This window comes from Fumia xinanensis, from assembly GCF_014384905.1.
Lineage (GTDB): Bacteria > Bacillota > Clostridia > Oscillospirales > Ruminococcaceae > Fumia > Fumia xinanensis.
Genome location: NZ_JACRSV010000001.1, coordinates 1,103,342 through 1,128,305, shown reverse-complemented (window position 1 = coordinate 1,128,305; position 24,964 = coordinate 1,103,342). Strand labels below are relative to the sequence as shown.

Genomic DNA, 24,964 nt, shown 5'->3' with positions numbered 1-24,964 from the left:
GGTTTATTCTCATCAGAATGTCAGTGTCAGCGTTTTCTCAGTGGGAATGTACTGCCGATATGCCACTCCAGCCATGTCAAACATTCGCTTGGAGGCGATCACACCAGCGGTGTCGGCGTATTTGTCCTGCATAAAGACCACTTCCTTGATGCCGCACTGGATGATGGCCTTTGCACATTCGTTGCAGGGAAAAAGTGTCACGTAGATGGAGGTTCCTTTGAGAGAACCTCCGTCGTTGTTCAAAATGGCGTTCAGTTCCGCATGGCAGACGTAGGGGTATTTGGTCTGAAGCTCCTCCCCTTCCCTTTCCCAGCACATTTCATCGTCGCTGCATCCGGTAGGCATTCCGTTATAACCCATGGATAGGATTTTGTGGTCGTGGTTGGCGATACAGGCCCCCACCTGGGTGGAAGGGTCCTTGCTCCGCTGGGCAGACAGCATGGCGATGCCCATAAAATACTCATCCCAGCTGAGGTAATCCTGTCGTTTCATTGGCGCTCTCCCCTTTTTTGTTTGTCTATGCGACCATTGTAACATATTGATGAAAAAAAAGGAAGCCTCTTTGTAAGTGAGCCTTAAAAAGTTTCCTTTCATACGCAGTCGGAAATAGAGCAGGGAGCGGCGGTAAAGAGAACGTGATAAATATAAATCCACGCTATTCGGCGATGTTCGAATAGCGTGGATTTTCATTGATATAGAACAAAATTTTTAGTTCCAGCTGTCTTTCTTATTGCGGCTGCTTTGCTCTTTGCGGCGTCCGCCTGGTTTATAGGAATCTCCCCTGCCGGATGGCTTTCTCCGATCAGGCCGGCCGTAGCGGCTGGAGGGGGCTTTTCCGGGCATGACCGAAAAGGCTACCTTGCAGTTTTTGATTTTCGTCTCCTGCATGTTCTCCAAAACGATTTTCGCGTCCTCCGAGGTCATATCCACCGTGGAATGATCGGCAAAAATGTCGATCTTGCCGATGGATTTGGCCGGAAGTCCGGTATTTTCAACGATGGCTCCGACGATGAAGTTGGGTGCCAGCTTCTGTTCCCGCCCAGCGTCAATTTTGAGGCGAACTCTCGCCGCCCTCGGGTCGCGGCTGCGGGGAGAGTCTTCGGCCGTTTTGACGACGGGGATGGCTTTGCCGTTTCGCTCCGCGGAGAGGTTCAAGAGCGCCAAGGCGATGGCCTCCGGAGTGAGCCCTTTTTCCAACAGTTTCGCGTAAATCCGCCCGCACTGGGGATTCGGCTCCGCTTCTAGGGCCCGCTCCACCTTGGAGATGAGCTTTTCGCCCCGCTTGTCGAGGATTTCCTCCGGTGTCGGCAGTTTGCCCGCCTCGATGGGAGAGCCCACATACTGCTCGATGTCCTGAATCCGCCGCACCTGTGTACGGTTGCATGCGAAGGTGCAGGAAATGCCAGTTTTACCTGCTCGGGCGGTACGGCCGATTCGGTGAATGTAATACTCGAACTCCTGGGGAATGTCAAAATTGAACACCGCTTCGATATTGTCCACATCGATGCCCCGGGCCGCCACGTCGGTTGCCACCAATATGCGGGTTTTCCCCATTTTGAAGCTGTTCATCACATGGGTGCGGACTACTTGGCGCATGTCGCCGTGGAGTCCGGCCGCCGCAAAACCGTGCTTTTCCAGATATTCGGTCAGTTCGTCCACCATCTTTTTGGTGTTGCAGAACACCACCGACCGCTCAGGGGTGAACTTTTGAAGCAGCAAGTTCAATGCATCCATTTTTTTGGACTGAGGAATCTGGTAATAGTATTGAGAGATTGCTCCCAGGGTGCGTTTTCCCTTATCGACAGCCACGATTTTGGGATCGTTCTGGAATTCCTCGGTGATTTTCATGATGGCAGGCGGCATAGTGGCTGAAAACAGTACAGTCTGCCGTTGCGCGGGAACGTTTTCCAGAATGGTCTGGATGTCGTCGTAAAAGCCCATGTTCAGCATCTCGTCGGCTTCGTCTAAAACCACGGTGCGCAGTTCATCGAGCTTCAAGGTGTGCCGGCGCATATGGTCCATGACCCGACCGGGGGTGCCGATGACGATGTTGGCGATTTTCAGCTGCCGGATTTGCCCGTCCATGGGCGCTCCACCGTAGAGAACCGCCTGCCGGACAGATTTTTTATACTTCGCGTACTTTTTTACTTCGCCGCTGATCTGCATCGCCAGCTCGCGGGTGGGGCACAAAATCAGCACCTGGGGCTTTTTCCCCTCCTCGATCCGCTCCACCATGGGAATGCCGAAGGCGGCAGTTTTGCCGGTACCGGTATTGGAACGCCCGATGACGTCCTTGCCTTCCAGAATCAGCGGGATGGCTCCGGCCTGGATTTCAGTGGCCTCGTCGTAATTCATGTCATTGATGGCGCTTAAAATTTCTTCCGATAGGTTCAGGTTTTCAAAAAGATTCATGTAAATAATTTTGCCTTTCTGTTGTTTCAGGATTACGGCGTTCCCCACCGCGCGGGATGGTTTTCGATACGGGGGCGGCTCTGTGCCCCCTCCCGCCCTTACCCTGTCACAAAAAAGAGGCGGATGGTCCAATACGTACTACGCATTTCTTCGAAAAACATTATGAATAATAGTATAACACAATTGTGCGGTTTTTACAAATCAAATTCTATATAATTAGCAAAATAGACAACTTTTTTGGTGCTGCAAACAAAATTTCTCCCGTTTCGTATTCAAAAAAGCCAATTGACAGGAATCCCCATCTTTATTTTCCGCAAAACGGCAGAAAATAAGAGTGAATTTATGAAAAGCAGGATATAGGCGTGTATTTTGCGGACGTGTTCCGCTCAAATGCAGTTTGTAAGGGAGACCTTTATGAAACGATTCAAAGAAAACGCGATGGTTTATCTCATCGGTTCGGTTGGATACAGCGGCATCGAAATTTTGTGGCGGGGCTTCACCCATTGGACCATGGCGGTGACGGGAGGAATCTGTTTTCTCCTGCTCTATCGGCTCAACTTTCGCTGCCGAAAGGAACATTGGGCGATGAAATGCCTCAAGGGTTCCGCTATCATAACTGGTGTAGAGTTTGTTGTGGGCTGCATTGTAAACCGTCAGCTCCATTGGAACGTCTGGGATTATTCCAGTTCTTTCGGTAACCTTTTGGGGCAAGTCTGCCCCCTTTATTCGATGCTCTGGTTTTTCCTCTGTATTCCGGTGTTCAAGCTGGCTACCGGGCTCAAAAAGAGATTATTTCTCAGAAGCCCCCGCAGAGCTTAGCAAAAGCGCTTTGCGTAAAGTGTATCGCTTTACAAAAAGCGCTTTTGCTTTAAATTCTGTTTTAATCTTTTGCCTATATTTTATAGGCAAATTCTGCTAGTCAATATACCATTTCTTCTACGAATAACTAAAACTTTTTCCTGTTCAATGAGTCTCCCCCTGCAAGGGCAACGAAGCCTTTGCAGGGGGAGATTTTTATCCCAAAATATTAGGTATGGGATAGAAGCGGAAAACGGAGCTTCTTTCCTCCGAAAATGCCGTTTTTGTCTTTTGCTATCACAAAGGGTTCGTCTCCTTCCGAAACGGGAATCATCTCAAATCCGCTAGCGTCATTAGGGGAAAATCCCAGCTTGACAGAGTTGGTACCGGGAGCCGCCAGAACAGCCAGAATTTCATCCAGAGATCCGCCCCTACAGAAAATATCGTAGCAAGTAAGAGTATTCCCTTCCCGTTCCGCCACAGCTACCGCATCGAAATCTTCCAAGTAATACACACCGTGAGGAAGAAAATAATCGCAGTGGAATTGAATGGTGCTATTGCCCACTACAGCCAATGCGGAAAAAGGGTTCGGAATTTGTGACTTTCGAAGAAAAAGTGCCCGGTCCTCTGGATAAGCGAGATTCAGCATCCGTATATTCCCCTTTTTTGGAGCCACAGGCTTTTGTGCTCCCCATTCCACAGACTGGGTAAAGCCAAACTTGGGATAAAAGTCCAGCACCGTCTCATTAGCATACAAAAACAGCCCATCACAGACGTCTTTCCAGTCATGGAGCACCCGCTCCATCAAAAATCGCAGCAATCCCTGTCCCCGATAATTGGGGTGAGTCATGACGGTGCCTAACTGCACAAAACACCTGCGCTTTTCGTCCAACAGAAATTCCATCCGATGGATGAGGATGTTGGAGACCGCCCGCTTCCCGTCGAACAAAGTATAGGGAACACTGTTTTCAGTCCAGCACCCGTTTTGATACCATCGCTCCAACGAAAGCCCGTCAAAACAGAGCTGGGCGAGTTGGTCAAAGCTCTGCCGCATGGTGTCGTTGTGTTGATATTTTGTCTCGAAGCGGTATTTCCGCCCGTTAATGATTGTGTTCAAAGTTCCTTTCTCCTCAAGAACGGACATCAGGTGTCCAAAATAATATCCTTTTTTTATTGTCTCCCTAAAATAGATTCCTGCGCCATTCGCTGCTTAAATCCCTTTTGGTCTACCCGGCGGAAGAAATAAAAGCACCCCGCCAGCACCATGGCGACGCACCAGCCAATGGGAATTGACCACCAGATGGCCGAGGGACCAATGGTGTCCGCCAAAAGGTAGGCAGAGCTGACCCGCAGAATCAAATCGGTCATAGTGGCACAGGTAAAGGCGAAAACCCGGCCGCTGCCCCGCAGGATGCCGTTGAAGATGAGCAGCACACCACATGCAAAATAGAACATCCCGACGATATTCAGGTATTCCACTCCGACCTTAATAACATCTGCAGCGGATTCTTTGGAATCGACGAAAACTCCAACGATTTCGCTGCCGAAAAGCCGGATAACTGTAACGGCGAGGATGCTGTAAACCGCCATGGTGAGGATTGCGGCGTTGCGGCCTTTTCGGATGCGTGTAACCGTCCCTGCACCGATATTCTGTGCTGTGAAGCTGGATATAGCATTGCTGACGCTCATTCCGGCAACTTTTAAAAAGGAATCGATCTTAATGGCGGCGGAATACCCCGCAACCACCCGTTCGTCGAACCGATTGACCAACGCCTGAACCCCCAGCTGGCCGATGGAGACGATGGACTGCTGAATAATGCTGGGGACGGCGATTTTGGACATTGCCCCCAAAAGCCGCCAATCGAAAGGCTTCGCCCGGCCTTCTGCCTCTATGCGCTTGAGCTTCCTAAAAAGCCACAGTGCCGACAAAACGGAGGATATCCCTTGGGCAATAAAGGTGGCCCAGGCAACGCCCGCTACCCCCATCTGAAATCCCGCCACGAACCAGACGTCCAGCGCCACATTGAAAAGGGAAGAAAAAATCAGGAAGAAAAGCGGTGTCCGCGAGTCCCCCAGAGCATTGAATACCGCCGTGACAATGTTATAAAGAAAGAGGAAAAAGATGCCGAACACGTAAATCCGCAGATAAAGGTCAGAATCGGAAAAAATCACTTCCGGCGTGCCCATGAGGGCGATGAGAGGGGTACAGAACAAAAGGCCCAGCAAGGTAAAGAGGGCGCTCAGGGCCGTCATCGCAATCAGAGCGGTGTAGATAGCCGACTTCATCCGGCGGTACTCCTTCGCCCCGAAAAGCTGTGAAATGATGACAGAGCTCCCCATCCCCGCTCCGGTTGCCACGGCGATGAAAAGCATGGTAACAGGATATGACGCCCCCACCGCCGCCAAAGCGTTGACTCCGGCAAACTGGCCGGCTACTACGCTGTCTACGATATTATATAGCTGCTGAAACATCCCGCTTAAGATCATGGGGAGAGAGAATCCCAGAAGAATCCGCGATGGATTCCCCACCGTCATGTCCTGAATCAAATCGTTCTCCCCCTTTTTTCAATTCAATAAAGAATTTCCCAGAATCGCTGTATAGAATCTATTTCCTTGCGCCACAATTTATGATACAATGTTATTACAAATAACGAATTTATTATACTACTTTACCTGCCATCCTGAAAATAGGAAAAGGCTCCAATATTCATCCTATGGCGGGCCTCCTTTTTTGGAGCCTGTCTTTCAGGGAAAAACATCTTAAGATTATTTGTCGAAAGGAGAGCCACAGATGAATCCGGAAGACCTTTATAAACGCCTTTTTGGACAGGCGAAAGAAGCCCGAAAAAATGCTTACTGCCCTTATTCCCACTTCGCAGTAGGGACGGCGCTGCTCTGTGCCGATGGAAGTATTTTTACCGGCTGCAACATAGAAAACGCCGCTTATTCCCCCAGTAACTGCGCCGAACGGACAGCCCTGTTTAAAGCCATCTCGGAGGGAAAACGGGCATTTTGCGCCATTGCCATTGCAGGTGGGAAAGAAGATGTTCCTGGAGACGCCTCCTGCTGGCCCTGCGGCGTCTGCCGCCAGGTGCTGAGGGAGTTTGACAGCGGAGATTTAATCATCGTCACAGGAAACGGCGTGGGCGGCATCGTTTTCAAAACATTGCGAGAGCTTTTGCCTATGAGTTTTTCCGCCGACAATCTGAAAGGAGAGGCTTAAAATGAGAATGGTGGACATCATCCGCAAAAAACGGGAGGGCAACCCGCTGAACGACGAAGAAATCAACTTTTTCGTTGAGGGTTACACCGACGGCCGGATCCCTGATTACCAGGCGTCCGCCCTGCTCATGGCTATCTGTCTCAACGGCATGGATGACCGGGAGACCGCTTCATTGACTCTTGCGATGGCTGCTTCGGGAGATTCTCTGGATTTGTCCGCCATTGCAGGCTGCAAGGTGGATAAACACTCCACCGGCGGCGTCGGGGATAAGACGACCTTGGTCGTGGCTCCCATCGTATCTGCCTGCGGTGTGCCAGTGGCCAAAATGAGCGGTCGGGGGTTGGGACATACCGGCGGCACCATTGATAAGCTCAGATCTATTCCCGGCTATCGGGTAGACCTCAGCGAACAGGAATTTATCGAGCAGGTTAGCCGCATCGATATCGGTCTCATTGGTTCTTCCAAAAACCTAGCCCCCGCCGACAAGCGGATTTACGCTTTGCGGGATGCCACCTCCACCGTGGAGAGCATTCCTCTCATCGCTTCCTCCATTATGAGCAAAAAACTCTGCTCCGGCTGTGACGCCATCCTGCTGGATGTAAAAGTTGGCAGCGGCGCCTTTATGAAAACCCTTCCAGAGGCGCAAAAGCTTGCCGAAACGATGGTTTCTATCGGCAAACACGCTGGGAAAAAGACCGTGGCTTTGCTCACCGACATGGATGCCCCCTTGGGCCTTGCTGTGGGCAACAGTCTGGAGCTTAAAGAGGCTATTGAAGTGCTCAGGGGCGGCGGAGATGAGGCACTGACCTCCCTCTGCCTGGAACTAAGCGCCTGGATGCTGTTTTTAGCGGGCCAGGGCTATCTGGAGCCGTGCCGGGCGATGGCACAAAAGGCCCTGAAAAGCGGAGCGGCCCTCCAGAAATTTCGTCGTCTCATCGAAGCCCAGGGAGGCGATCCCAGGGTTATCGAGGCTCCTTCCCTGCTCCCCGGCGCCTCACACCGGCGGGAAATCAAGGCGCAGAAAGACGGATATTTCGCCCAAATGGATGCCCAGAGCTGCGGCATCGCCGCCTCAATTCTGGGAGCGGGCCGAGAGCGCAAGGAAGACGCTATCGACTATGGGGCGGGCATCTGGTTTCAGCGGAAAATAGGAGATTTGCTCCAAAAAGGCGACGTCATAGCTGTGTTTTACACCAGTGTGCCAGAAAAATTCAAGGAAGCGGAAGACGTTTTCCGCAACGGCCTGAAAATTGCCAAAACCCCGCCCCAAAAGCGCCCCATGATACTGGGCGCCGCAAAATAAGGAGGATTTTGATGTCTGCGGTAATCCGCTATCTTGTTCGGATGGCGCCCTTTATGCTCATTGCCCTTCCTGTCGTGCTGGCTGTCAGAATATTCCTCTGCCGTTCTCGGAAAAAGGCCGGGATACCTGTGTGCGCCGCCCATGAGGTTTGGATTTTGATGTTTGCGGTGTATCTTGTCGGGCTCGCCTCCTTGACAGTACTTCCCATTGTCCGGTGGCAGGAGGGAGAGATCAGCTTTCAGCTTTACGGCCGTGGAAATTTAAACCTTATTCCCTTCCGCATTTTTTCCGATTCGCTGCGCATGGTATCCCAGGGAGACACCACCTATTTTCTAATAAACTTTTGGGGGAATATCGCAACTTTCCTGCCCATCGGTTTTTTCCCCATGCTGCTGTTTTCCAGAATCACTGTGAAAAAGGCGGTGTTTATAGGATTTTGCTCTTCCCTTTTCATCGAGGTCTGTCAAATCGCCATCCAGCGGGATTCTGATATAGACGATCTGCTTTTAAACACATTGGGCGCCCTGCTGGGAGCTCTCCTGTACTGGCTTTTGTCGCTCAAATGGAAAGAAGCTTTTGATCGGTGCAAGAACATACGCTGCAATTCCGCAGATAGAAGCGAGGTGAAGATCAATGGATCAAAAAGAAATACATAAAACCGTGCAAACTCAGCTTGCCATCGACTTAAATTGCACGGTAGACGACCTCAACAGCAAAAAAGAGCACTTTATATTCGTGGAAGCAAAAGCAAATCCAGGACGCAGACCTTTTCCGATGAAAGAGCATCATTTTGAAATGCTCTCGATGGGCAATGCTGTCGTGGTGTCGGCCGCACCCCAGATTTTACAGATTGTCAAACCGATGCTGGACGGCATAAACCGGGATGATGCTTTTTGTATGCCTTTTGTTTATGGGCAGAGCCTCTACTATCTCCCCAATCTGAAACGGCTGTCAGAGTTTGCCGTGCCCGCAGGATTTGCCTGCGAATTGGTAGAACAAAAAGAGATTCCAAGACTTTACAAACTAGAGGGATTTCACAATGCCCTAGGATATGACGTAAACCATCCCCGACCCGATGTCCTAGCGGCGGTTACCCGAGACAGAGGCAGAATCATCGGTATAGCTGGCGCAAGTTTTGACTGTGCAGGGATGTGGCAGGTAGGCATAGATGTTTTGCCGGAATACCGGCAAAAAGGACTGGCGGCATATCTGGTGAACGTTTTGACCCGGGAGACGTTAAACCGCGGGTTTATTCCCTATTACGGAACCTCTTCAAGCAATATTTTATCTCAGCGAACAGCTCATAGGGCCGGGTATTATCCTGCGTGGATCTGCAGTTACCGCGGTAATTTTGAAGGCTGCCTCCCCCAGCCCTAAAAGCCAAAAAGCTCATTGAAACGACGACCCCCGCTGCAGCCGGACGGCTTGCAGCGGGGGTTTTGAAACATTTTATGGTTTGTCGGAGACAAACATCATATTGGGGTAAACCTTTTTCATCAGTTCGTCAGGATAGTGCTTGTCGAGGAAAACCTCAACGCTGTTTCTGGGGAGAATTTCGCGGTAACGGGCGGACATCCGTGCTACCGCCATACCAGAAATCAAACTGTTCAGAATCATGAACACCAGTAAAATCCAGGTAAGAGGCTTTCCGACACGGCCGGGAATCTTTTCAATGAGGCCGGACAGAGCTGGAAACAGCAGCTTCATCCAGACCACAGCCAAAACCGCCCAGAAAATGCAGTATTTCAAATTAATGCGCCCCTGAATACTCATGGGGGAACCGCTGTATTCCCAGGAAACGGTGCCAAAGAGCATCTCCTGCACCCAGCTGCACATAAACTCGCAAAATCCTCCTAAAACGAACCCGCCCGCGGCGATAAAAAGGACGTTTTTGTGGATGAGCCAGTAAAGCCCTAAGGTGATGAACAGCGCCCCGAATCCATATACCAGATTAAAAGGCCCGTAGATGAGGCCGCTTCGGCTTTCGAATCGATGCCGAGTCAAAAACCAGTATAGGGTTTCGATAACGACTCCCGCAAAGCTCCCGATAAAGAAAATCCAGAACAGTTTGTAAAAATTGAGGCCGCTGGCGAAAGATTTTGCCGCAGGTTTTGCGGCGGATGTCTCTTGGGCCGCCGTGTAAGTGATCTTTTCCATCTGTTTCTCCTAGCAAGACTTTAAGCTTTTTCAGATTGGGTCTCTTCTTTGCTGCGTTTGTGCAGGTCGGAAAAGATGGGAATGTATAAAATAAACGACATCGCCAGGAAAAATCCTGTGACGATCATCAAAATATTGGCAACGAGGGACGGCATGTTGGGTACTGCGATAAAAATGAACATTACCACATACAACACTGCCGTAGACAGTTTTCCAAACCACATGGCGCCGTCCAGTTTTTTCCCTTTTTTCAGGAGGATGAGACCGTTGACACCCATGAAAATCTCCTTGACCGCCAGCAGGATAAACAGAAACACCATAGCTGGAAAACGGAAAATCAGAGTAAAGACAATAGCGGCCTGGGTGAGCTTGTCGGCGATGGGATCCAGCGCTTTCCCCAGCTCTGTTATCATATGAAATTTGCGGGCGATGAGTCCGTCCGCCATATCGGTGAGGCCGGAAATCAGGATGACCGCCGCCGCGATATAATAGTCCAGCGGAATCTCCGCCGTCAGGTAAAAAGCCATAAATACCGGAATCAGCAATATCCGGACAAAAGAAAGAATATTGGGGATGCTGAAAACTTCCTTTTTGGTGAACTTCATGGTGATTCTCCTTGAAAAAAGATGGGGAGCGCCTATTGGATAGAGGAAGGTGCGATTTTCTTTTCCTTGAGCCGTTCGCCCACCGCCCCTTTGATGAGGACATAGATGACCGAGAACAGCGGAATATTGATGAGCATACCCAGAACGCCCATGGTACTGCCGCCCAGCGTCACAGCCACCAGAACCCAGATAGATGGAAGGCCGACGGAATTGCCCACTACATGAGGATAGATAAAGTTTCCTTCAATTTGCTGGATAACCTGGAACAACACGATAAACCAAAGGGCTGTCATGGGGCCACTGGCCATGAGAATTAAAAATGCGCCGACGAACATCGAGATAATGGCGCCGAAAATGGGAATGAGGGCAAAAAATGCAGTCATAACACTGATCATCAAGGCATATTTGAATTGGAAAACGCTGAGGGCAATGAAAAACATCAGTCCCAGAATGACCGCTTCGGTGCACTGCCCTGCAATAAAGTTTGAGAACGTCTTGTTTGCAAGGCTGCAGATCGAGAGGAATTTGTCCACTCGGTGGGAAGAAGGTTTCAAAGAGGTCTCGTCGGCCTTTTTTTCGGGTATGAAGGCGTAAAGAATCTGTTTCAGCTGCCGGCCGAGCTTTTCCTTCTGAAGCAGGACGTAGCAAGCGAAAACCGCTCCCAGAAAGAAGTTTACGACTCCGCTGATGACACTGGTCGCAGCACTGAAAGTGGTGTTCAATACGCTGCCAGCACCGTTTTTCAGAAAACTGAATGCGGTGTCGCCCACTTTGTTCCAGTCAATGGTGATGGTGGAAATCCAGTTGTCAAGCTCCGGAAATTTCACCAATAGTTCGGTGATCCAGGAGTTGATTTTGCCGATATAAACCGGAATGTTCCGCTGGAGGATTTCAAAGGTGTTGCCCAGCTCCGGGATAATGATGAACATGACAAAGAATATGAGCGCCAGTACAAAGATAATAGTCATAACAAGGCTCAAAGGCCGTTTCAGCTTCCGAACGAGCTTATCATGCTTGCCGCCGAGGCGGAAAAATTTTTCCTCGATAAACTTCATAGGTACATTGAGGATAAACGCAATGCAGAGCCCCATCAGAAACGGGGATAAAAGCGAGAATACTACCTTGAAGAAGGTGTAGATGTTGTCAATGTTCTGCAGCCCCAAAAAAAGCACAATGGCAAAGGCCACGATAAACATAATTTTTTTCACGTTTCTCCGGTTGAGGTCCATGAAATTGACACTCCTTCTATGTAAATATGTAAGATAAAAACGAAAAACAGGGATTCTGTTTTCCGCTTTGACAAATGATTTCAATCCACATTCTACCATATCTTGACGGGAATTACCATATTTTTCGAAAAAGAATTGTCGTTTCTGGGCAAAACAGCTCTAGGTCATTTCTATAATCTTGTCACGGCGGAAAATCTCAAATACCAAAGAGATATGCTGTCTGACAATAAAACGAGGCTTGGAGCCAAATTTCTCCAAGCCTCGGCAAATTTTTATCGGGAATTACTCTCCTCGTCATCCGGTTCAGGCAAAACCACCACTTCCAGCTTTTTGATCCGCTGTTCCTCGATCTCCTTGACTGTGATCTGAAAACGTCCGATTCGAAACACCTCTTCCGCTTCAGGCAGGTGTTCGATTTCGTCCAGCACCCAGCCGCCTACAGTGGAGGTGTTATCTTCATACTGCTGAATATCCTCAGGGGCGATCTGCTCCACCATATCGTCCACTTTCATATCACCGCTGACGAGATAGTGCCCATCGCTTAAGGTGGTCAGTTCCTGGATAATGTCTTCATCTTCGTCCCAGATTTCTCCCACCAGCTCTTCGAGAATGTCCTCCAGGGTGATGATACCCAAGGTGCCGCCGTACTGGTCTGTGACGACCGCGATTTGTGATTTGATCCGCTGAAGTTCCTTGAGCAGGGCGGAAATATGCTTTTTCGGAGGCACAAAAAGAGTTTCCTGGACGATATCGTTAAGGTTAAATTTTGGATTTTTGAGATATTCCCGGAAAAAGTCCTTGTCACTTATAATTCCCAAAACATTGTCTATATTTTTATCGTAGACAGGCAGGCGGGAGAATCGTTCGGTCAGAAAGATGTTCTTGACCGCTTCTATATCCTCATTTACGTCCACTGAGACAACGTCTACCCGGTGAGTGAGAATCTCGCTGACAGTAATGTCGTTAAACTCCAGCGCCGACTGAATCAGCTCGCTTTCATGCTGTTCCAAAACGCCTTCGTCCTCGATTTCCTCAATGATGTATTTCAGTTCTTCTTCTGTTACGGTCGGCAGATTCTCCCTGGATTTAAAGAGTTTCATGACGCCTCGCTTAATCTGTACAAATACCCAGATCAGGGGCTTAAACAAAGTCATAATTGCGCTTAGAATCCCGGCTACCCGGATCGAAACCCTCTCTGCGTTTTCCTTGGCATAGGTTTTGGGAAGGATTTCGCCAAAGCAGAGGACTACAAGCGTCATCACTAAGGTCGAAACGCCGGGACCCCATTTTCCGCCGATGAGGCCGGTGAAAATTACAGTACCGATGGACGCGGAAGCAATGTTTACAATATTGTTGCCGATGAGGATAGCCGACAGTGCATCATCGAAACGGTCGATGATGGAGAGGGCTTTCTCAGCCCGCTTGTCTCCAGTGCTGGCATAATGTTTGAGGCGCATTTTGCTCACGCTGGAAAAAGCAGTTTCGGTGGCCGAGAAAAAGGCCGACAAGCAAATGAGGATGACGAGTAAAACATAAAGTAACGGGTCGTCCAAAAGTGGTTCAGCTCCTTTTTGATTGTCAAAAATTTGAGAAGAGAGTATTCCCTTCCCAAGACATAAAATTAGGATTAGTATAACATAGATAAAAAAATAATGCAAGTTTTTGCAGGGCCTTTCCCCTCTTGCAGCAAAAGAACCGTTGTGATACAATATGTTACAAGACATAACGGCCCAATGGGACCGAAAATCGAAAGGAGCGGAATTTATGAGCCGCATCAAAATTACAGGAGACAGCACCATCGACCTTTCGAAAGACCTAATGGAAAAATACCAGGTTGAAATCGTTCCCTTGTATATCAATATGGGAGAGGATTCCTTTCGGGACGGCGTAACCGTCTCCCCCAACGATATTTACGCCTATGTGGCGAAAACCGGAACCCTGCCCAAGACTGCTGCCCCCTCAGTGGGCGATTATTTGGAGTTCTTCTCGGCGCTCAAAAAGGACTGTGACGAAATCATCCACTTCAATATCAGCTCAGAGTTTTCCAGCGCACATCAGAATGCGCTGGTTGCGGCCAGCGAAATCGGTGGTGTCTACCCCATTGACAGCCGGAACCTTTCCACTGGAACGGGGCTTTTGGTATTGGAGGCCTGCGAGATGGCCCAAAAGGGCATGGACGCAGACGAAATCACCCTGGAAATCGACCGGTTGATTCCCAAAGTGGAGGCAAGTTTCATCATCAACCGGCTGGACTACCTGGCTAAAGGGGGCCGTTGTTCCAGCCTGGTGGCCATGGGGGCAAACGTTTTGCACCTGAGGCCGATGATTTTAGTGAAGGACGGCAAAATGGAAGTGGGAAAGAAATACCGGGGAAGCTACGACGACTGCATGGTCAAGTATATCAAAGACCGTATCAGCGGACGGGACAACCTCCGCCTAAAGCGCATTTTCATCACCCACACCGCCTGCCCGGACGACACGCTGGATCTAGCGGAGAAAACCGTGCGGGAATGCCAGAATTTTGGAGAAATCCTGGATACCGAGGCCAGCTGTACCATCTCAAATCACTGCGGGGAGAGTACGTTAGGCGTGCTGTTTATCCGGGAGTAAAATAACACGCAAATATAACAAAACCCCGCAGGATTTCTTCACCCTGCGGGGTTTTGTTATATATAGAAAATGGATTTTCCCTAGTAAACGGGGTTTTTGCCCTCCTGAAGCATGCTGGCGGCATTTTGGAGCATCAGGTCGGTAACCCGGTCGGTGGACATGATGCGGGCGATTTCACGGATTCGGTCTTCGTCGCTCAGAGGCGTTACCCCGGTAAAGGTGCGGCCCTCTTCCATCCGTTTTTCGATGAGCAGATGGCTGTCGCCCAGTGCGGCGACCTGCGCCGAATGGGTGACGCAGAGCACCTGCCGGCTGCGGGCCACTTCTTTGAGCTTGAGGCCGATCTTCTGGGCGGCCCTGCCGCTGACGCCGGTGTCAACCTCATCGAAAATCAGAGTGCCGATCTGGTCCTTGTCGGCCAAAGCACTCTTGATGGCCAGCATAACCCGGGACAGCTCGCCTCCTGACGCAATTTTCGCAATAGGTTTGGGCGGCTCCCCGGCGTTGGCGGAAATGAGCAGCTCCATCAGATGGCCGCCGTTTGCGCCAATTTTGCAGGGAGTGAACCGGGCTTCCAGCCTGAGATTCGGCATTTCGAGAAATTTGGCTTCTTCCTGGACTTTTTGCACAAACTGCTCCGCCGTTTTGCGGCGCTTCTCCGTGAGGGCGGCGGCTAGGGCCGCCACCTTTTGTTTTTGCTGCAAAGCTCTGGCATTTACCCTTTTCAGCTCTTCCTCGGCGCTTTCAATGCGGTGAAGCTCGTCTTTGGCCTTGTCGCCGTAAGCAATTACCTCTTCGATAGTGCTGCCGTACTTGCCCTTGAGGCGGTGGATTTCGCTCAGATGCCGTTCCACCAGGTCGGCTTCCCGGGGATCGTACTCCATGCCGTTCAGCTGTTCTTTGAGGGCAGAGGCGGTCTCATTGAGGTCTAGGGCCAGCGTTTCCAATAGTTCGGCGGCCTTCTGAAACTCCGGGAACTCGGATAACTCGGAGAGGGCTGCCTTTGCGGCCTGTATCAGGTCGCAGGCCCCTTGAGAGTCCTCTTCGTCGCCCAATAATGCTCCGCAGGCAACGCTCAAGGCACCTGCAATTTTTTCTCCGCTTCTGAAAAAGCGGGAGCGTTCTTCCAGCGCCTCTTCCAGGCCAGGCTTCAGCCGAGCGGCGGCGATCTCGTCGATTTGGTAGGTCAATGTATCGATGCGTCGCCGCTTGTCCTCTTCGTCCATAGTAAGGGTGCGAAGGGCGCGGATATCGTCCCGCAGAAGCTGGTATTCCGCCCGGTAGGCAGCGATTTGGCCCTCCAGCTCGCCGTAATCGTCGATGATGCTCAGATGCCGGTCCGGGTTTAGGAGAATCTGGTTGTCATGCTGCCCGTGGATGTTTACAAGTCCCGTCCCCACCTCTTTCAGAAAGGAAACGGTTGCGGGCCTGCCGCAGATTTTGGCGGTACTGCGGCCGTCAGCATAAATTTCCCGGGCAATGGAAAGCTCGCCCCCCTCCGGCTCGTAGCCGTTTTCCCGAAGAAGGCTGAGAATGGTCTGAGGGACGCCGGCAAAAATCGCCAAAACCGACGACTTGTCCGCGCCGGTGCGGACGATCTCCCGGCTGGCCCGTTGTCCCAGGCAGGCGTTGATGGCATCGATGACAATGGATTTTCCGGCCCCAGTCTCGCCAGTAAAAACAGTAAAGCCCCCATCGAAGTCAATGCAGGCTTTTTCGATGACCGCCAGATTTTCGATGTATAACGACAAAAGCATAGAAATCGACATTCCTTTCTGCGAGGGTTTGACCGGTTTCGGAAAAGGAACACTCATTCAAACATGTCCCCATTTGCCGGCAGAATCGTTTACAGGAGCATAGATCTGACTTCGTTACAAAGGGTTTCCGCAAGAGCTTCGGTGCGCATGAGAACAAAGATGGTATCGTCGCCGGCGAGGGTGCCGACGATGCCCTGGAAATCCATGGTGTCAAGCGCCGCGCAGGCGGCGTTAGCCATGCCGGTATGGCAGCGGATGACCACTGTGTTCAGAGCATAATCCACGTCGATTATAGACTCGACGAAAACAGCCCGGTACTTCTTTTCCATACTGTGGTTTTGTTGCTTCCGGGCGGTGGTGTACTTATATTTTCCGTCCTCGGTGATGGCCTTGACGAGATTTAACTCCTTGATGTCCCGGGAAATAGTGGCCTGGGTGGTGGCAATCCCCTCCTCCGCCAGCAGTTTTAAAAGGTCATCCTGAGTGTACACCTCATTTTTCTCCACTAATTCGACGATTTTTTGCAGTCTCAGCGCTTTCAAAATTAAATTCCTCCCTCGATGTTTGCTGATCTCCTTTTTACTTATATTTGCCCGGGCTTTGTCTGCCATTCGCTTCCGTAGAGCAGCTTGTCGTTGAGCACCTGATAGAACAATTTTCCTGTCAAGTTAATAAGCTTTACACTGGTTTTGCTCTTTTGAATGAGCACCTCATCCCCCAGTTCGATGGGGATACCCTGTTCCCCATCCACGGTCAAGAAAATCTCCTGGTCAGGGCGGGCGGGTTGAACCGAAATAACACTTTGTTCATTGAAGATAATGGTACGCCCAAATGGAGAGTGCGGCGCCACCGGCGTCAAGGTGATACAGTCGATGGTAGGGTCAATGACGGGACCTCCGGCAGACAAACTGTAAGCAGTGGAACCGGTGGGGGTGGAAAAAATCGCCCCATCAGCCCGGTAGGCGCCTACCCCCTTTCCTTTGCAGGAGATATTTAAGTCAATCATCCGGGCTAAAGCTCCCTTGGACAGCACCGCGTCGTTGAGGGCATGGTAAGTCTCTGTCCCCTTGCCGCTGCGGTGGACGATAGAGAGCATCATGCGCTCTTCCACCGTGTAATCTCCGGTCAGAAGCTTGTGCAAAAGCTCCAGCTCTCCCATTTCCAGCGTGGCCAGGAACCCCAGCCGCCCCAAATTGATGCCCAGCACCGGTTTGTTCTGCAAGACGGCGTGCTTAGCAGCATGGATGATGGTGCCGTCGCCGCCGATGGCGATACAGAAGTCGCACTGAGAGAGCAGTTCGTCGAATTTGCCGAACCGTAGGCCTTGACAATGGGGAAAATGTTTCCGCTTGGTTTCAGCCATCCAAAGCTCGGCCTTATTAAAGAGCAATTTGCAGACCTGTTCCACGCACTCGACGACATTTTTCTTGTCCAGGTTTGGCATTAACAGCAATTTCACTTTAGCCACCAGCCTTCTTTTCAGGGCAACGCCCATTCGTTTATTTCTTCTGAAAACTCCGAAAGGTCAACCGATTCCCGTCCGGGTCCAAAAAAGACAGATTCCGCGCGCCCCACGGCTGGGTTTCGGGCGGTTCGTCGACCGACACGCCCAGGCTTTGCAGCCGGGCAAATTCCGCGTCCACATCGTCCACGGTAAACGCCATTCTCAGCTTCTGGTTGCCGCAAATTCCGGCATTCTCGTCCCTGAGAATAGCCAGCGCCGCCCCTTGGGTGCGGATTTCCTGATGGATTTCACCGTCGCAGTCGGAGACGGTCTGCAAAACCGCCTGATAAAATGCCGACAGCTTCCGAACGTCTTTGGTTGCAAGGCAGATTCCCGCAAACTCCATGGCTCATCCCTCCGATGGATTGGTTTCTTTTTTATCCAGCGCCTGATGGGACTCCTGCACCAGCGTTTTCAAATCGTCCTTGGAAAAAGGTGTGGGTTCCGGGGATTTTTCGAAGTAATAGAGGTATTCAATGTTCCCCTCCGGGCCCTTGATGGGCGAAAAATGGATTCCTTTGATGCAGAGCCCCAGCTCGCCGCAGAAATCGTAAATTTTTTCGAGCACTTCTAGGTGGATTTCCGGCTCCCGGACGACGCCTTTTTTGCCCACCTTGCCCTTCCCCGCCTCGAACTGGGGCTTGACGAGGCAAACGCCCTGTCCCCCGTCCCGGAGAAGTTTGTAGAGCACTGGCAGCACCAGCGTGAGCGAAATAAAGCTCACGTCGATAGAGCCGAAGTCCAGCGGGTCGGGAATCTGCTCCTCAGTGACATAGCGGACGTTGGTGCGCTCCAAATTGACCACTCGCTCGTCGGTGCGAAGCTTCCAGGCAAGCTGCCCGTAGCCCACGTCGATGGCATAGACCTTTTTGGCCCCGTTTTGGAGCATACAGTCGGTAAACCCGCCGGTAGAAGCGCCGATGTCGGCGCAAATGGCGCCATGCAGGTCGATTTGATGGGCCTGCATGGCTTTTTCCAGCTTGAGGCCCCCGCGGCTGACGTACGGAAGGGCATTTCCCGTTACCTTGATTTGGGCGTCGACGGGGATGGACGCCCCCGCCTTATCCACCTTTTCGTCGTTTACAAAGACTTCCCCAGCCATAATCATGGCCTTGGCCTTTTCCCGGCTGGGGGCGAGCCCCTGCTCCACCATCAGAATATCCAAACGGGATTTCATCTGTTTTCCCATTCCTCTCGTAAAATTTCCATCATACCGTCCTTATCCAGCCGGTATTCCCGGAGCATCTGGGGCACCTTGCCCTGCTTGAAGAAACCGTTGGGCAGGGATACCGCCCGGTAGCGCCCTTTCCAGCCGATTTGGCTCAATAGAAGCAGCAGATGCTCCCCAATAGAGCCGTTTTGCTCCACTTCCTCGAAAAAGACGATGCTCTCATAAGAGGCGATCTTTTCGATCAGCTCATCCGGCAAGGGATTTAACTTGTTTAGCTTTAAAAGCGCCCCAAAACGCCCTTCTTCGTTGGCGGCGTACAAATCGTGAAAAATCCGCCCGTAACTGACGGCAAGATTTTGGCCTCCTTCAGCGAGAAAGACATAATCCGCCTTGGGGTCCTCGGCTCGGTACACTTTTTTGTCGCAGCCGCGGGGATACCGGACGGCGGCGACCCCTTTCGTTTCATAGACCGCCTTATAAAGCTGGGCCTCCAGCTCCTCGTTGGTGGAGGGGCTATAAACCGTCACGCCGGGGATACTCGTCAGATAGGACACGTCGTAGACCCCCTGATGGGTTTCGCCGTCGTCGCCCACCAGTCCCGCCCGGTCGATGGCCAGCACCACATGGAGCCGCTCGATGGCGGCGTCGTGGAGGATTTGGTCGTAGGCTCGCTGCAAAAAAGTGGCGTAAACCGCGAAAACGGGGACATATCCCTTGGAAGCCAGCCCCGCTGCAAAGGTGACGGCGTGCTGCTCGGCGATGCCCACATCGAAAAAGCGGTTCCGGTGCTTGGAGCAGAAAGGGGTAAGGCCCGTCCCCTGCTTCATGGCGGCCGTGATGGCACAGATTTTGTCGTCGCAGTCGGCAAGGCGGGTCAGATAGTTACCGAATACCACCGAAAAGCTGTCCTCTTCGGGCAGGTCGGGGTTGCCGGTCTCCACGTCGAATTTGCTGATGCCGTGGTAGACGAGAGGGTTTTTCTCAGCGAATTCGTAGCCTTTTCCCTTTGTAGTCTCCACATGGACGAAAACCGGACGCTGTAAGAGCTTTGCCTGGGTAAAGGCTTTTTCCAGCGCTTTCAGGTCGTGGCCGTCCACCGGCCCGATATAGGTAAATCCCATTTCCTCAAAGAAAGTGGAATGGTACAGCACGTTTTTCAGCGCCGTTTTGGAGCCCTGCACCACTCTTTTCACTGGCTTGCCTACCAGTGGAATGTGGTCCAGTACCGTTTCGGTGTGGTCTTTTAACCGCAGGTAGCCCGGCTGAAGCCGGATGGCGGACAGGTAACGGGCAAAAGCGCCCACATTGCGCCCGATGGACATGGCGTTGTGGTTTAAAACGATAATCAGGTTGGAGCGGCTCCGCCCGGCGTTGTTGAGGGCCTCGTAGGCCATGCCGCCTGTAAAGGCCCCGTCGCCGATGACGGCGATGGCGTGGGAATTGCTCTGACTCATCTGGTTGGCCCGGCTGATGGCATAGGCCGCCGAAATAGAAGTGGAGCTGTGCCCTGCCACAAAGGCGTCGTGAGGGCTTTCATCGGGTTTGGGAAAGCCGGACAAGCCCTCCGGCTGACGGAGGGTGTCGAACCGGTCTTTTCTGCCGGTAATGATCTTATGGGTGTAGCACTGGTGCCCCACATCCCAGATAATGCTGTCCCAAGGGGTGTCAAACACCCGGTGAAGGGCGGTAGTCAGCTCGACGACGCCCAGATTGGACGCCAGATGGCCGCCGGTTTTGGAAACATGCTCTACCAAAAACTCCCGCACCTCCGAGCAGAACTCCTTGAGGTCTCTACGGTTTAGATTTTTCACGTCCTGAGGGGAGTTTACGCGGTCGAGAATTGGATAACGGTTCATGTGAAAGCCCCCTCTTATATGGACATGGGAAGCAGAAATGCGACGATAATCCCCAGGATAGCACCGCCGAAGACTTCAAGCGGGGTATGGCCCAAAAATTCCTTGAGGGCTTTTTCAGCATCGATAGGCGGGTCGTCTTTTTTATGCTCAAACACCAGCTTGTTCAGCACTTTGGCCTGTTCCCCCGCCGCCCGGCGAACACCGGTGGCGTCGTACATGACAACGCAGGCCAGAATAAAGGCGATGGCGAAAAGCGGAGAACCAAGCCCCTCTAACCGGCCCACCGCCACCGTGAGCGCGACCACCGTCGCCGTATGGGAACTGGGCATGCCGCCCGCGCCGATGAGCCGTTCCAGATTGATGGTGCGGTTTTTGATACCGTAGAAAACCACCTTTAAAACCTGTGCCAACAGCCAGGCGGCCAGGGCGGATAGCAGAATATAATTGCTGAACAAATCGACAAATTCTGTCATGAGATGATCCATGTCCTTTCTTTGGCGAACGCTCCAGTCAAAAACAGCGTTCCTTTTTGGGGTACCCGCCCACATCCTTAATTTGTACCCAGCGGGTCAGGTTGTTATTTCCGGGGATTTCCTTAGTTTTCCCGGAAAAGCAGGTTTTCCGTCAGCGTTTTCAGTTCCCCGCTGCCGGAAAAATATTGCAAAGCGGAAAGCGCCTTGTCGCTGTGGGCAGACGCAAGCTCTCGCGCTTTTTTTAGTCCGTAGAGGGAAACAAAGGTGGCCTTCCCGTTTTCCTCGTCGCTGCCGATGGGTTTGCCCAGGGTTTTTTCGTCCCCGGTCACATCCAAAATGTCATCGACAATCTGGAAGGCAAGTCCCAGATGGTAGGCGTATTCACCGGCTTTTTCTATGGCTTCTTCATCGCCACCTCCGGCCAGAGCCCCCATTTCACAGGCGCTTTGCAGCAAAGCGGAGGTTTTGAGGGCGTAGGTGCGCTCCAGCGTTTCCGCGGAAATACTACTTCCCTTTTCCTCATTCTGCAAATCCATTTCCTGTCCCCCGATCATGCCGAACACCCCGGCCCGCTGGGACAAAACTTTCACCGCACCGATGCGGACGTCTGCGGGAAGGTCGGCCCCTGCGATCATCGAAAAAGCCATGGTCAGCAGCCCGTCTCCAGCTAAAAGCGCCGTCGCTTCCCCAAACTGCTTGTGGCAGGAGGGTTTCCCCCGCCGCAGATCGTCGTTGTCCATACAGGGCAGGTCGTCGTGGATCAGCGAATAGGTGTGGATCATCTCGACGGCGCAGGCAAGAGGGAGCGCTTTATTTACATTCCCGCCCAGCATCCGGCAAAACATCAGCAGCAAAACCGGGCGGATGCGTTTACCTCCAGCCTCGGCGCTGTAGGCCATGGCACGGAGAACCTGATACTCATCGGTACTTCCCAGCGCTTTATCCAGTGCCCCCTCAACAAGGGCGATATACTCATTCATCTGTTTCATCTATTTCTCCCTGAGGCTCTTTGAGTTCACTGATTTTAAGCTTAGCCCCTTTGAGCTCTTTGTCGCAGAAAGCGGTCAGCTTGACCCCCTCTTCGTAGAGCTTTAAAGATTCCTCCAACGGCAGGGAACCCGCCTCCAGTTTTTCGACGATTTGCTGGAGGGCGTCCATGGCCGCTTCCAGTGTCTGTTTTTTCTGTGCCATATTATCGTTCGGCCGTTTTTCCGGCCGCTCCTTTGCTAGACTTGATTTTCGTCACGGTGCTGACAATGGTCCCGTCCGTCACCAGAGTGTGGATTTCATCTCCCACAGCCGCCTCTTTCACCGAAGTAACGGCCTTTTCACCGGAAAAGGTGATGGAATAGCCTCTCGTCAGGACTTTTAAGGGGCTTAACGCTTCCAGCTTTCCCGCAAGGCCCAAAAAGGCGATGGCCTTGATTTCGGCAGTTTGTTCCGCCGCCGCGGTGAGGCGGTTTTTGAGGGAAATAAGCCGCTCCCCCGACCGCTCTACCGCCGTGTCCGGGGAATTCGCCCGCAGATCGTTTTTCAGAGCTTCCAACTCATCTGTTTTGTCCCGGAGGACTTCCTCTATGGCGCCGTCTAATTCCTGCTTCATGACAGCCACCGCCCGGATAAGGTTTTGCACATCGGGGGCGGCAAGCTCCGCCGCGGCGGAAGGAGTTGGCGCCCGGAGGTCCGCCACAAAGTCGGCGATGGTGTAGTCCACTTCATGCCCCACCGCCGAGATGACAGGAATCGTACAATTGTAGATGGCGTAGGCCACCCGTTCATCGTTAAAGGCCCACAGATCTTCCAGCGACCCGCCTCCCCTGCCGACGATGAGCAAGTCGAGGCCCAGCATTTCGGCTTTCCCGATGGCGTCGCAGATGGAGTCGGGGGCGTTTTCCCCCTGCACCAGAGCCGGAATCAGCACCACTTCGCCGATAGGATACCGGCGGCTCAGAATATTCAGGATGTCGTGGATGGCCGCCCCGGTTTTTGCGGTGACCACCCCGATGCGCCCCGGCATGGGCGGCAGAGGCCGTTTGTGTTCCTCATCAAAAAGGCCCGCGGCCCCCAGCTTTTCCTTGAGCTGTTCAAAGGCCATGTAAAGGGCCCCCACCCCGTCGGGCTGCATGTCCGCGCAGTAGATCTGGCAAATGCCGTCCCGTTCAAAGAGCTGGACGCTGCCGAAGATGATGACGTTCATGCCGTTTTGAGGCATAAAGCGCAGGTGCTGGGTGTTCCATTTGAACATAATTCCCTTGATAGAAGCTTTCTGATCCTTTAAGGTAAAATAGTAGTGGCCGGTTTTCAGATGGTTTGTGAAATTGGATATCTCTCCCCGGATAAAGATGCTCTTGAGCTGGACATCCTCGTCTAAAAGCTGCTTTAAGTATCCGTTTATCTGGGAGACGGTCAAAATCTGATCCATAACGGTATTCCTCAATCTTCCGGCTCATACCCCTCCGACAATGCGGCAAGCAGGGCGATGCCCGCGCTGTTATCGGAAGAAAACCGGGGTTCGGCGAAAAATCCGCCGTATTTATTTTCTATGTAGCCGCGGATAATGGAATTGGACATCACCCCGCCGGCGTAGAGCAGCGGCAAATCGCCGTACGCCGCAAGAAGGGTTTCGGTCATAGCGGAAAGGGACGCCTTGATAGATTCCAGGCAGTATCGGGCCACAAAGGAAGGCTCTTTTCCTTCATCCAGGAATTTCTGACATTTGTTTTCCACCCCCGAAAGGCAGCAATTAGCCCCCTTCATGGTGGGTTTTGCTTTGACCGGTTCTCCCCATTGGAGGGCGAGGGCTTCCAGCTCCGGCCCGCAGGGAAATTTACACCCCAGCATCAGCCCCACCCGGTCGACCACCTGTCCAGCCTTTAAATCCAGGGATTTGGCAACAGGCGTCACCGAAAAAAAAGGCTTCCCGGGTTCCACCAGCAAAGCGTCGGTGGTGCCGCCGGAAAGGTGGAATGCCAAGAACCGTTCCTTTAAAAGAGAGAGCTTTTTGGCGCTGTAAAGAGCCGCCGCCAGATGCCCCTCCTGATGAGAAAATTTGTGTACCGGGATGTGGTTGACGGCTCCCAGCATCTCCGCCGCCGTCTCCCCCACGAGAAAACAGGGCATGTAAGAACCTTCCGCACGACGGGGAAAAACCGACACGCCGACGGCGCTGACAACCCCTTCCCGTCCGTCCATTAGCCGGTGTGCAAGGTCTCCCAGCTGCTTCACATGGGCGAACACCGCGTCGCTTTGCCGCAGCCCCAAGCTCCCTTCTTTTGTGGGCAGAAGTTTCTTTTCCATCAAAACTTCTCCGTTACCGCTGTCAAACAGGGCTACCGACGTGGTGTAATTGCTGGTGTCGATACCAAAATACCGGGACATTATGCTTTAAGCCCCCGAACAACTGAACCCAAAACCCCGTTTACGAAGGACACGTCGTCGTCAAAGGCGAAGGTGGTGGCGAGCTTGACGCACTCACTGACAACGATGTCGTCGTCCACGTCGGCGCAGTAGAGGATTTCATAGACGCCTAAGCGCAAAATCGCCAGGCTCACTTTAGAAATACGCTCCTTCTTCCAGTTTTTGAGGTTTTTTTCGATGAGAACGTCGATGTCCGCCACGTGGTCGAGCACCCCTTTGAACATCTGCTCCACCTGGTCGTTTACCGTCAAATCCTCGCACTCTCTCGCCAATTCTAGGATGTCGTCGGCGCTTTCCTCCCGGAACAGTTTTTCAAAAACCAGGATAAAAGCGTTTTCCCGCATCTGATGTCTTGTGATCTTCTTCATAAGTCCTCCAAAGTGTTTTCAAGTTACAGTTTTTTGTCGTTGGGCCGTATTATAACAAATGCGCTGCCGTTCGCAACACAA

The 24,964-nt window shown here is 52.0% G+C and carries 26 protein-coding genes; 6 read left to right on the top strand and 20 right to left on the bottom strand.

The genetic code is table 11. The annotated features are described in order from the left end of the window. Window positions 1-12: 12 nt before the first annotated feature. Together H8710_RS05335 and H8710_RS05330 are read right to left on the bottom strand one after the other, a co-directional pair. Window positions 13-492: a deoxycytidylate deaminase gene (locus H8710_RS05335; protein WP_249294381.1), complete on the bottom strand. Its 480-nt coding sequence runs from the start codon at window positions 490-492 to the stop codon at window positions 13-15. A gap of 216 nt (window positions 493-708) precedes the next feature. Beyond that, window positions 709-2,412 carry a DEAD/DEAH box helicase gene (locus H8710_RS05330; RefSeq protein ID WP_249294380.1) on the bottom strand — a complete coding sequence of 568 codons (1,704 nt, stop codon included), beginning with the start codon at window positions 2,410-2,412 and terminating at the stop codon, window positions 709-711. Between the two features lie 414 nt (window positions 2,413-2,826). Here H8710_RS05330 and H8710_RS05325 point away from each other — a divergent pair, with 414 nt between their 5' ends. Further along, complete coding sequence (locus H8710_RS05325) at window positions 2,827-3,231, top strand: putative ABC transporter permease (protein WP_249294379.1); 405 nt, start codon at window positions 2,827-2,829, stop codon at window positions 3,229-3,231. 208 nt (window positions 3,232-3,439) lie between these two features. Here the strand turns inward: H8710_RS05325 and H8710_RS05320 are convergent, their stop codons facing one another. Continuing rightward, window positions 3,440-4,327: a GNAT family N-acetyltransferase gene (locus tag H8710_RS05320; protein ID WP_249294378.1), complete on the bottom strand. Its 888-nt coding sequence runs from the start codon at window positions 4,325-4,327 to the stop codon at window positions 3,440-3,442. A 53-nt stretch (window positions 4,328-4,380) separates the two neighbouring features. Further along, window positions 4,381-5,757 carry an MATE family efflux transporter gene (locus H8710_RS05315; protein WP_249294377.1) on the bottom strand — a complete coding sequence of 459 codons (1,377 nt, stop codon included), beginning with the start codon at window positions 5,755-5,757 and terminating at the stop codon, window positions 4,381-4,383. Window positions 5,758-6,001: 244 nt separating this feature from the next. Between H8710_RS05315 and cdd the strand changes: the two genes are divergently transcribed. Genes cdd through H8710_RS05295 form a run of 4 tightly spaced genes read left to right on the top strand, consistent with a single transcriptional unit; the run spans window position 6,002 to window position 9,113 of the window. Continuing rightward, window positions 6,002-6,433 (top strand): cytidine deaminase, encoded by a 432-nt coding sequence (gene cdd / locus H8710_RS05310; protein WP_249294376.1) that lies wholly within the window; start codon window positions 6,002-6,004, stop codon window positions 6,431-6,433. Between the two features lies 1 nt (window position 6,434). Next, the gene (locus tag H8710_RS05305; RefSeq protein WP_249294375.1) at window positions 6,435-7,736 is read left to right on the top strand and encodes a pyrimidine-nucleoside phosphorylase; all 1,302 of its coding nucleotides are present in this window, start codon (window positions 6,435-6,437) and stop codon (window positions 7,734-7,736) included. An 11-nt stretch (window positions 7,737-7,747) separates the two neighbouring features. Continuing rightward, window positions 7,748-8,392, top strand: a complete 645-nt coding sequence (locus H8710_RS05300) for a VanZ family protein (RefSeq protein ID WP_249294374.1) — start codon at window positions 7,748-7,750, stop codon at window positions 8,390-8,392. Further along, window positions 8,370-9,113, top strand: coding sequence for a GNAT family N-acetyltransferase (locus H8710_RS05295; protein ID WP_249294373.1), 744 nt, complete (start codon window positions 8,370-8,372; stop codon window positions 9,111-9,113). Before H8710_RS05300 ends, H8710_RS05295 begins: the two co-directional genes overlap by 23 nt. A 72-nt stretch (window positions 9,114-9,185) precedes the next feature. Here H8710_RS05295 and H8710_RS05290 read toward each other — a convergent pair whose 3' ends face one another. The 4 genes from H8710_RS05290 to H8710_RS05275 all read right to left on the bottom strand — a co-directional run bounded on the left by H8710_RS05290 (window position 9,186) and on the right by H8710_RS05275 (window position 13,280). Further along, a complete protein-coding gene (locus tag H8710_RS05290) occupies window positions 9,186-9,893 on the bottom strand; it encodes a putative ABC transporter permease (protein ID WP_249294372.1) in 708 nt (235 codons plus the stop codon). A 20-nt stretch (window positions 9,894-9,913) separates the two neighbouring features. Beyond that, window positions 9,914-10,498, bottom strand: a complete 585-nt coding sequence (locus H8710_RS05285; RefSeq protein WP_249294371.1) for a CDP-alcohol phosphatidyltransferase family protein — start codon at window positions 10,496-10,498, stop codon at window positions 9,914-9,916. 32 nt (window positions 10,499-10,530) lie between these two features. Further along, the gene (locus tag H8710_RS05280) at window positions 10,531-11,727 is read right to left on the bottom strand and encodes an AI-2E family transporter (protein WP_249294370.1); all 1,197 of its coding nucleotides are present in this window, start codon (window positions 11,725-11,727) and stop codon (window positions 10,531-10,533) included. Window positions 11,728-11,999: 272 nt separating this feature from the next. After that, window positions 12,000-13,280 (bottom strand): HlyC/CorC family transporter, encoded by a 1,281-nt coding sequence (locus tag H8710_RS05275; RefSeq protein ID WP_249294369.1) that lies wholly within the window; start codon window positions 13,278-13,280, stop codon window positions 12,000-12,002. A 211-nt stretch (window positions 13,281-13,491) separates the two neighbouring features. On the opposite strand from H8710_RS05275, the gene H8710_RS05270 reads away from it, so the two are divergent. Continuing rightward, entirely contained in the window at window positions 13,492-14,337 is an 846-nt protein-coding gene (locus H8710_RS05270; protein WP_249294368.1) for a DegV family protein, read from the top strand. Between the two features lie 80 nt (window positions 14,338-14,417). Here the strand turns inward: H8710_RS05270 and recN are convergent, their stop codons facing one another. The 12 genes from recN to nusB form a co-directional block, all read right to left on the bottom strand. Next, entirely contained in the window at window positions 14,418-16,106 is a 1,689-nt protein-coding gene (recN, locus tag H8710_RS05265) for a DNA repair protein RecN (RefSeq protein WP_249294367.1), read from the bottom strand. Between the two features lie 77 nt (window positions 16,107-16,183). Then, window positions 16,184-16,636: an arginine repressor gene (gene argR, locus H8710_RS05260; protein ID WP_249294366.1), complete on the bottom strand. Its 453-nt coding sequence runs from the start codon at window positions 16,634-16,636 to the stop codon at window positions 16,184-16,186. A gap of 41 nt (window positions 16,637-16,677) precedes the next feature. After that, window positions 16,678-17,553: an NAD(+)/NADH kinase gene (locus H8710_RS05255; RefSeq protein WP_249294365.1), complete on the bottom strand. Its 876-nt coding sequence runs from the start codon at window positions 17,551-17,553 to the stop codon at window positions 16,678-16,680. 40 nt (window positions 17,554-17,593) lie between these two features. Continuing rightward, window positions 17,594-17,944, bottom strand: coding sequence for a VOC family protein (locus H8710_RS05250; RefSeq protein ID WP_249294364.1), 351 nt, complete (start codon window positions 17,942-17,944; stop codon window positions 17,594-17,596). Between the two features lie 3 nt (window positions 17,945-17,947). Next, window positions 17,948-18,787, bottom strand: a complete 840-nt coding sequence (locus H8710_RS05245; protein ID WP_249294363.1) for a TlyA family RNA methyltransferase — start codon at window positions 18,785-18,787, stop codon at window positions 17,948-17,950. Further along, entirely contained in the window at window positions 18,772-20,625 is a 1,854-nt protein-coding gene (gene dxs, locus H8710_RS05240) for a 1-deoxy-D-xylulose-5-phosphate synthase (RefSeq protein WP_249294362.1), read from the bottom strand. Before dxs ends, H8710_RS05245 begins: the two co-directional genes overlap by 16 nt. A 14-nt stretch (window positions 20,626-20,639) precedes the next feature. Continuing rightward, window positions 20,640-21,098 (bottom strand): divergent PAP2 family protein, encoded by a 459-nt coding sequence (locus H8710_RS05235; protein WP_249294361.1) that lies wholly within the window; start codon window positions 21,096-21,098, stop codon window positions 20,640-20,642. Between the two features lie 122 nt (window positions 21,099-21,220). Further along, window positions 21,221-22,087 (bottom strand): polyprenyl synthetase family protein, encoded by an 867-nt coding sequence (locus H8710_RS05230; protein WP_249294360.1) that lies wholly within the window; start codon window positions 22,085-22,087, stop codon window positions 21,221-21,223. Then, window positions 22,071-22,289 (bottom strand): exodeoxyribonuclease VII small subunit, encoded by a 219-nt coding sequence (gene xseB / locus H8710_RS05225; RefSeq protein ID WP_249294359.1) that lies wholly within the window; start codon window positions 22,287-22,289, stop codon window positions 22,071-22,073. The genes H8710_RS05230 and xseB overlap by 17 nt, the downstream gene beginning before the upstream one ends. A 1-nt stretch (window position 22,290) precedes the next feature. After that, a complete protein-coding gene (gene xseA, locus H8710_RS05220; RefSeq protein ID WP_249294358.1) occupies window positions 22,291-23,520 on the bottom strand; it encodes an exodeoxyribonuclease VII large subunit in 1,230 nt (409 codons plus the stop codon). Between the two features lie 11 nt (window positions 23,521-23,531). Beyond that, on the bottom strand, window positions 23,532-24,476 hold the full coding sequence (locus H8710_RS05215) for a tRNA (adenosine(37)-N6)-threonylcarbamoyltransferase complex transferase subunit TsaD (protein WP_249294357.1): 945 nt from the start codon (window positions 24,474-24,476) through the stop codon (window positions 23,532-23,534). Beyond that, window positions 24,476-24,883: a transcription antitermination factor NusB gene (gene nusB / locus H8710_RS05210; RefSeq protein ID WP_249294356.1), complete on the bottom strand. Its 408-nt coding sequence runs from the start codon at window positions 24,881-24,883 to the stop codon at window positions 24,476-24,478. Before nusB ends, H8710_RS05215 begins: the two co-directional genes overlap by 1 nt. Between the last annotated feature and the right edge of the window lie 81 nt (window positions 24,884-24,964).

Excerpts from the sequence above, each read along its gene's own strand:
- H8710_RS05285 (WP_249294371.1), bottom strand. The coding sequence starts at position 10,498 with ATGAAGTTCACCAAAAAGGAAGTTTTCAGCATCCCCAATATTCTTTCT.
- H8710_RS05235 (WP_249294361.1), bottom strand. The coding sequence starts at position 21,098 with ATGACAGAATTTGTCGATTTGTTCAGCAATTATATTCTGCTATCCGCC.
- cdd (WP_249294376.1), top strand. The coding sequence starts at position 6,002 with ATGAATCCGGAAGACCTTTATAAACGCCTTTTTGGACAGGCGAAAGAA.
- H8710_RS05270 (WP_249294368.1), top strand. The coding sequence starts at position 13,492 with ATGAGCCGCATCAAAATTACAGGAGACAGCACCATCGACCTTTCGAAA.
- dxs (WP_249294362.1), bottom strand. The coding sequence starts at position 20,625 with ATGAACCGTTATCCAATTCTCGACCGCGTAAACTCCCCTCAGGACGTG.
- H8710_RS05290 (WP_249294372.1), bottom strand. The coding sequence starts at position 9,893 with ATGGAAAAGATCACTTACACGGCGGCCCAAGAGACATCCGCCGCAAAA.
- H8710_RS05335 (WP_249294381.1), bottom strand. The coding sequence starts at position 492 with ATGAAACGACAGGATTACCTCAGCTGGGATGAGTATTTTATGGGCATC.
- H8710_RS05215 (WP_249294357.1), bottom strand. The coding sequence starts at position 24,476 with ATGTCCCGGTATTTTGGTATCGACACCAGCAATTACACCACGTCGGTA.
- recN (WP_249294367.1), bottom strand. The coding sequence starts at position 16,106 with ATGTCGATTTCTATGCTTTTGTCGTTATACATCGAAAATCTGGCGGTC.
- H8710_RS05295 (WP_249294373.1), top strand. The coding sequence starts at position 8,370 with ATGGATCAAAAAGAAATACATAAAACCGTGCAAACTCAGCTTGCCATC.
- H8710_RS05300 (WP_249294374.1), top strand. The coding sequence starts at position 7,748 with ATGTCTGCGGTAATCCGCTATCTTGTTCGGATGGCGCCCTTTATGCTC.
- H8710_RS05230 (WP_249294360.1), bottom strand. The coding sequence starts at position 22,087 with ATGAAACAGATGAATGAGTATATCGCCCTTGTTGAGGGGGCACTGGAT.
- H8710_RS05250 (WP_249294364.1), bottom strand. The coding sequence starts at position 17,944 with ATGGAGTTTGCGGGAATCTGCCTTGCAACCAAAGACGTTCGGAAGCTG.
- H8710_RS05325 (WP_249294379.1), top strand. The coding sequence starts at position 2,827 with ATGAAACGATTCAAAGAAAACGCGATGGTTTATCTCATCGGTTCGGTT.
- xseB (WP_249294359.1), bottom strand. The coding sequence starts at position 22,289 with ATGGCACAGAAAAAACAGACACTGGAAGCGGCCATGGACGCCCTCCAG.
- H8710_RS05245 (WP_249294363.1), bottom strand. The coding sequence starts at position 18,787 with ATGGGAAAACAGATGAAATCCCGTTTGGATATTCTGATGGTGGAGCAG.
- nusB (WP_249294356.1), bottom strand. The coding sequence starts at position 24,883 with ATGAAGAAGATCACAAGACATCAGATGCGGGAAAACGCTTTTATCCTG.
- H8710_RS05305 (WP_249294375.1), top strand. The coding sequence starts at position 6,435 with ATGAGAATGGTGGACATCATCCGCAAAAAACGGGAGGGCAACCCGCTG.
- H8710_RS05330 (WP_249294380.1), bottom strand. The coding sequence starts at position 2,412 with ATGAATCTTTTTGAAAACCTGAACCTATCGGAAGAAATTTTAAGCGCC.
- H8710_RS05280 (WP_249294370.1), bottom strand. The coding sequence starts at position 11,727 with ATGGACCTCAACCGGAGAAACGTGAAAAAAATTATGTTTATCGTGGCC.
- xseA (WP_249294358.1), bottom strand. The coding sequence starts at position 23,520 with ATGGATCAGATTTTGACCGTCTCCCAGATAAACGGATACTTAAAGCAG.